Origin of the sequence: Arthrobacter sp. CG_A4 (genome assembly GCF_035985125.1) — a bacterium.
In the GTDB taxonomy this organism is placed as follows: Bacteria; Actinomycetota; Actinomycetes; order Actinomycetales; family Micrococcaceae; genus Arthrobacter.
Window position 1 is genome coordinate 1 of sequence record NZ_JAXCID010000080.1, and the last position, 5,748, is coordinate 5,748.

Below are 5,748 nucleotides of genomic sequence, written 5' to 3' on the forward strand. Positions count from 1 at the left end.
ATCTTCCCGCCGCCCAAACCGGCCTGACCCCCTACTGTCAATCCAGCCGATACGGCGCAACCGAAAGAAACAGTGGAACACCACCGGACAGCGAGATCCTGCCATCCACCCTGCCCTCGGCCCGAAAACAAGACTGAATCAGAATCCGGCCATCAGCGACAGCCGACCGGTGGATTCAGGCTTAGCGGTGGGCGTCTCAGTAAACAACAGTTTTTCGAGACACCGACTTCGTGTCGTGGAGGGTCGAAGGAATCGGCGTCCTGCCGGGCCGCCCCGCGTCTCGAAAAGATGTCTCACCGTGAATCGTCTCAGGCGGGTGCTGGTCGGGGGTTTCTGAGGCACAATGGCCGGGTGAGACATCTCGGGTATACGCGTGTGAGTACGTCGGGCCAGGACGCGAAGTTGCAGCTCGATGCACTCGTCGACGCCGGGGTGCAGAAGCGCGACGTGTTCGCCGACGTCACCTCCGGAAGCAAGACCGCTATTGAGCGGCCCGGGATGAAGAAGCTCCTCGCGTACGTGGAGCCCGGCGACACCGTTGTCGTGTGGCGGGTAGACAGGCTCGGCCGATCCTTGATCGATGTGTTGAACACGGTGAACCTGCTGCGGGAGCGCGGCGTGCACTTGAGGTCCATCTCGGACGGCATCGACCCGGCGACCTCGACCGGGCGGATGATGCTGAACATGCTTGCCACATTGGCCGAGTACGAGCGCGAGCTGATCGTAGAACGCGTCAACGCCGGGATCGCCGCCGCCCGGAAAAGCGGCACCCGTTTCGGCCGGCCCCTCTCCGACCCGGCCGTGATCGCCGACAAGCTCGCGATCGCGTCGGACGCCCGCGCGAAGGGACGCTCCGCTGAGGACGCGGCCCGGCTCGTCGGTTGGAGCCGCGCGACGCTTTACCGCCACCAGCAGGCGGCTGCCCGGTCATGAAGCATCGGCTGTCGGCCGAAGAGCGTGCCGCCCTGCTCCGGCAGCACCTCGAGGATGGCGTTCCCCTCGCCTGGATCTCCAGCCAGGCCGACATCCCCCTCCGCACGCTGCAACGGTGGACGGCGGGATTCCGCGCCGGCGGATCGGTCGAGGCCCTGGGCCGCCAGCCACGCTCGGACCGCGGGAGCCATTCGCTCCCGCCAGAAATCGTGGGTGCGATCGAAGGACTCGCGCTCCGCCGCCCGGCGCCGACCATCGCGTTCATCCACCGACGGATCAGTGCCGTCGCGCTCGACCGCGGCATCCCTGCCCCCGGCTACTCGACGGTCCGGACGGTCGTTGCCGCCATCGATCCCGGACTACGCACCATCGCACTTGAAGGCGACGCCGCATACCGCGACCGGTTCGAGCTGGTCTACCGGCGCACCGCCAGCCGCGCGAACGAGCAGTGGCAGTGCGACCACACCGAGCTGGACATTCAGATTGTCGACGCCGCCGGCGCCCGCGCACGGCCGTGGCTGACCGTCGTCCTCGATGACTACTCCCGCGCCATCGCCGGCTACACCGTATTTATCGGTGCACCGACCGCGCTCCAGACCGCCCTTGCCCTTCACCAGGCCGTGCAGCGCAAGAAGCATCCGGCCTGGCCCGTCATGGGTCTGCCCGATCTCCTCTACAGCGATCACGGCGCAGACTTCACCAGCACCCACCTTGAACGGGTCTGCCTTGACACCCACATCCGCCTCATCCATTCCCTCCCCGGCGTGCCGCAGGGCCGCGGGAAGATTGAGCGGTTCTACCGCACCATCACCGACGGGCTCCTGCCGCATCTGCCAGGCTTCATCCCGCACGGCACCCGCGGGACACCGGTGACGACACCGACGATGACTCTCGAGCAGCTCGACACCGCGCTCGAGCAGTTCATCGTTGACGAATACAACCAACGCGCGCACTCCGAAACCGGAGAGATCCCCACAGCACGCTGGCAGGCAGGCGGCTGGATCCCCAGACTGCCCGCCCGGCCCGAGGACCTGGACCTCACACTCTCCGCCTTCGTCGGAGAGAGCGTCACCATCCGCTACGACCCCCGGGACATGGCCGAAATCCGCGTCTGGCACCAGGACACCTTCCTCTGCCGCGCCATCACCCCGGAACTCGCCGCCAGAACCATCACCTTCAAGCAGCTCAAGGCAGCCAGATCAGCACGCCGGAACGAACTGAAGAAACAGCTGCGCACCAAACTCAGCCTCGCCGATGCACTCCCCGTCGACGACCGCTACGCGCCGCAGGCACCCGCCGAACCTGTCCAAACCGGGGGGAAACCCGCGGATCCCAAACAGCACCGGCTCCGCACCTACGCCGAAGACTGACCCAAGGAGAGGAACCCCCATGCCCGCCACAAACGAGAATGACGACGGCCGCCGCTTCCTCTCCTCTGATCTCGGCGAGATTTCCGCCGCCCCGCCACCGGTCCCGCCTGACACGCCGCCATTTCTCATCACCAAGGAGCACCGGCGCTTCACGGAATTCGCCACCACGGTGCGCACCAACCGCCACATCGGCGTCTGCTACGGCCCACCCGGCGTCGGTAAAACCCTCTCCGCACGCGCCTACGCCGGCGCGACCGAATGGGAACAATGGCAACGCACCGGGCAAACCAACACCGAGCCCGTCCCTGCCCGCGTGCTCGAAGCCAGAACAGCATTCTGGACCCCCACCGTGACCATCAGCCCCCGAGAGATCGACCGGCAACTACCCCGGATCTGCCAAAGAATCTCCTGGGCAGCCGAATACGCCCGGGAAGGCAACATCGACGTCTTCGAGCACCGCGACTCCCGGGCATCCGGCCTGACCGAACTCCTCATCATCGACGAGGCCGACCGGCTCAAACCTCCAGCCCTCGAGCAAGTCCGGGACTACTACGATCGCCACACCATGGGCGTCATCCTTATCGGCATGCCCGGCATCGAAAAACGCCGCGCCCGCTACCCCCAGCTCTACAGCCGCATCGGCTTCGCCCACCACTACCGAACCCTCAGCACCGACGAACTCACCTTCGTCCTCAGGAACCGCTGGCAGGAACTCGGCCTGAGTATCGACCCCCAAGACTTCACCGACGCCGAAGCCATCGCCGCCGTCGCCCGCATCACCAACGGCAACTTCCGGCTCATCCAACGCCTCTTCATTCAAATCACGCGCATCCGCGACATCAACCAACTCAACAGCATCACCAAAGAAGTCGTCGAAGCAGCGCGTGAAACCCTGCTCATCGGCACCTGACCGCGCCAAATAACGCCGCGAAATGCAGGCCAAATACCGCGGAGAATTACAAGCTTCAAGCGCGCAGGTCACTGCTTGGTCTGTCCGGTGGAGGACCGGCTTACGGACACACCGGCAAGGAGATAAAGCCCGGGCATAGGTAGACAGGCCTCGGTGCGCCCTGACACGTAGCCCGCTTCGAGTCGCACGAAGCAAATCGCGGCAAGAACTGAGGCATGCTTGAGGCGACTGCCCACAGTTTTGTCACTGGTCAGTGGCATTGCTTTTCCGTAGACGGCGTGCAGTGTGATCGATTGTGGAGGAAGTATGTTTTCGGTGTTCACGCTTGAGGATGAGCCTTGGTACTCGCCGGATCGGCGGATAGTCGATGCTGAGCGTGATATAAGTCTCAACTTTATGAACGCGACGGGCCGAGAACGAGGTAAAGCATTCGCATTAACGCATGGTGACATGACAGTCCCGTTCCACACGGCAGAATCAGATGGAACGGACCCGAAAACAGGAGACTGGTACTTTGCTTCCGAGATTGTCTCCTTCGGTACCAGCATCTACCTCAAAGGTGACAGAGACGTCCCAGACTACGCCTTCACTACTCACGAGGAGGCCCGCAGGTGGCGGCGGATCGCCGCTGAGGCGCTCCTGGTGTTCGGCAGGGACTACAACGGGTTTGACTACCCACAGGAGCAAGTGAGAGTCGTACTCAACGATGAGCTGCTCACCCGACGCGAATTCGGCTACGAAAGGTAACCTCCGCCGGATAGCCGCTGTTGTCCGCGCAGCATAAGAAGCGTCCGCTGAGGGATCCCCTTCCGGGCGCTAAGGCCGAGATTTAGTCCGATCGCCTGCGGGGCTACTACCGCGGGTGGTAAGGCATGCGTTGGCGAGTGCGTCATTGGTCCGGATCATCAAAGTGCGAACATGCGCGGCGAGCGACCCCCATACTAGATTGTCAGGCAAGCTAGCCGATGTTACCGTCTAGTTGTGAGTGATGATCAAAGGTGGCCCAGCGACTGGATCCGGGCTGTTCTGGCACCGTGCATCCTGCAGCAGGTCCAGTCCCGGAACGAGACGTACGGCTACCAGATTGTGCGGGATCTGGGCTCGCGGGGCCTGCCCGGCATTGGCGGCGGCACTGTCTACCCGGTACTCAACAGGCTCGAGGCAGATGGACGCGTCCGCTCCGAATGGCGCGAAGGCGACGGGGGCCCAGGCCGGAAGTTTTACAGCATCACCCCCGACGGCGAGACCTGGCTTAGCGAGACCTCCGGTGCTTGGCAGGAATTTACGGCAAGGGTTGAGGCGATACTGACGATGAAAGGGAACCCGGCATGACCACCTTGGAGTACTTTAGAGCCCTTGCGCTGGGACTGCGCCAGCGCAAGCTCAGCGAGGACCAGGTCGCCGATTTGCTCCGGGAACTCCAGAGCCACCTGCAGGAGACCGGTGCGCGTCCTGAAGATGCTTTTGGCAGCCCCAGGGAGTACGCAGAACGGTTTCCGAAGGGGCGCACGGTTTCCCGCGGATCCAAGGTCGGCTACCTTGCTGGCGCCGTGTTGATGGTCCTGATCGGCGCGAAGGTCGTCACGGGCCAGGTCCTCGGCATCTCCCTTGGCTTCCCCGGGACATTGATCTATCTTGTGGCGACCGTCCTACTGACATTCGCCCTGGTCGCGTGGAGCAATGTGCTGCAGCGGCGACTTCCCGAACGGATAGCTGAGGATCTCAGCCGGCAGGACACCTGAAAACGGGGATGGAAGAGAGCGAGGGCAGCATTCTGGCGGGTTCGTCAACCCGGCCTCAGGCGCCCGGTAGCGGATCCTCTTACGGACACTCTTTGGAGCACACGGGGTACCTCAGCGCGACATGATGGCCCTTCAGGCCATGGGTTTGCTCGAGATAACCATGGCTACCCAGTCGCAAGTCCCTCGTTGATTGCCTGTGCCAGGTCTTGAGGAGAGGTCACTTGCGCCAGGTGGTCCTGATCAGCCAAGATCGTGACACCTTCCACGTTCAAGGCCTGTAGGAACATGTCAACGCTTGGCCCATAAGGTGGGCGGTTCCTGCTCAGCTCACCTGCAATCAACGTTGTAGGCGTAGCCCATGATCTCGGAGCCGTGAAGACAAATTGGTTGATTGCCAATAGCTCTGCGCTGGCCGGCGCTGCCAGCTCCATGAGTTTGGGCCAAGCAGGACCGGATCGAAGTGTTTCAACGTGCGCCCGGTCGTAGCCGGAAAGATCGACATTGATAATCTCGACCGCAGCGTCAAAGTCGCCGCTACAGACGGCTGAGAATGTCAATCTGATTTGAGCCCAGGTTGGGGTTGAATCGCAGTCTGGTCCGGGCCCATCCCTTGGCGGGGCCGGGGTAGCCGCATTCGCCTGAATATTCCCTGTGACAGATAGCCTGATTTGCCGTGACAATATTTTCATGGCCGAAACTCCCCGGGGAATCATGTCAAGATGCGCGCGTAGCTTTCTTCGTGGAATCATTCGAAAGTGCGCGCGTGGACGGCATGGTTTTGGGTCCTTGTTTG

Annotated in this window: 6 protein-coding genes; all 6 read left to right on the plus strand. The window is 62.8% G+C overall.

The annotated features are described in order from the left end of the window. Positions 1–351 precede the first annotated feature (351 nt). On the plus strand, positions 352–933 hold the full coding sequence (locus RCH07_RS18880; RefSeq protein ID WP_326969027.1) for a recombinase family protein: 582 nt from the start codon (positions 352–354) through the stop codon (positions 931–933). Continuing rightward, complete coding sequence (locus RCH07_RS18885) at positions 930–2,303, plus strand: Mu transposase C-terminal domain-containing protein (RefSeq protein ID WP_326969028.1); 1,374 nt, start codon at positions 930–932, stop codon at positions 2,301–2,303. The genes RCH07_RS18880 and RCH07_RS18885 overlap by 4 nt, the downstream gene beginning before the upstream one ends. A gap of 19 nt (positions 2,304–2,322) precedes the next feature. Beyond that, on the plus strand, positions 2,323–3,213 hold the full coding sequence (locus RCH07_RS18890; RefSeq protein ID WP_326969029.1) for an AAA family ATPase: 891 nt from the start codon (positions 2,323–2,325) through the stop codon (positions 3,211–3,213). Positions 3,214–3,519: 306 nt separating this feature from the next. Continuing rightward, the gene (locus tag RCH07_RS18895; protein WP_326969030.1) at positions 3,520–3,960 is read left to right on the plus strand and encodes a hypothetical protein; all 441 of its coding nucleotides are present in this window, start codon (positions 3,520–3,522) and stop codon (positions 3,958–3,960) included. A 234-nt stretch (positions 3,961–4,194) separates the two neighbouring features. Beyond that, positions 4,195–4,545 (plus strand): PadR family transcriptional regulator, encoded by a 351-nt coding sequence (locus tag RCH07_RS18900; RefSeq protein WP_326969031.1) that lies wholly within the window; start codon positions 4,195–4,197, stop codon positions 4,543–4,545. Beyond that, positions 4,542–4,955 (plus strand): HAAS signaling domain-containing protein, encoded by a 414-nt coding sequence (locus tag RCH07_RS18905; protein ID WP_326969032.1) that lies wholly within the window; start codon positions 4,542–4,544, stop codon positions 4,953–4,955. The genes RCH07_RS18900 and RCH07_RS18905 overlap by 4 nt, the downstream gene beginning before the upstream one ends. The last annotated feature ends 793 nt before the right edge of the window (positions 4,956–5,748 follow it).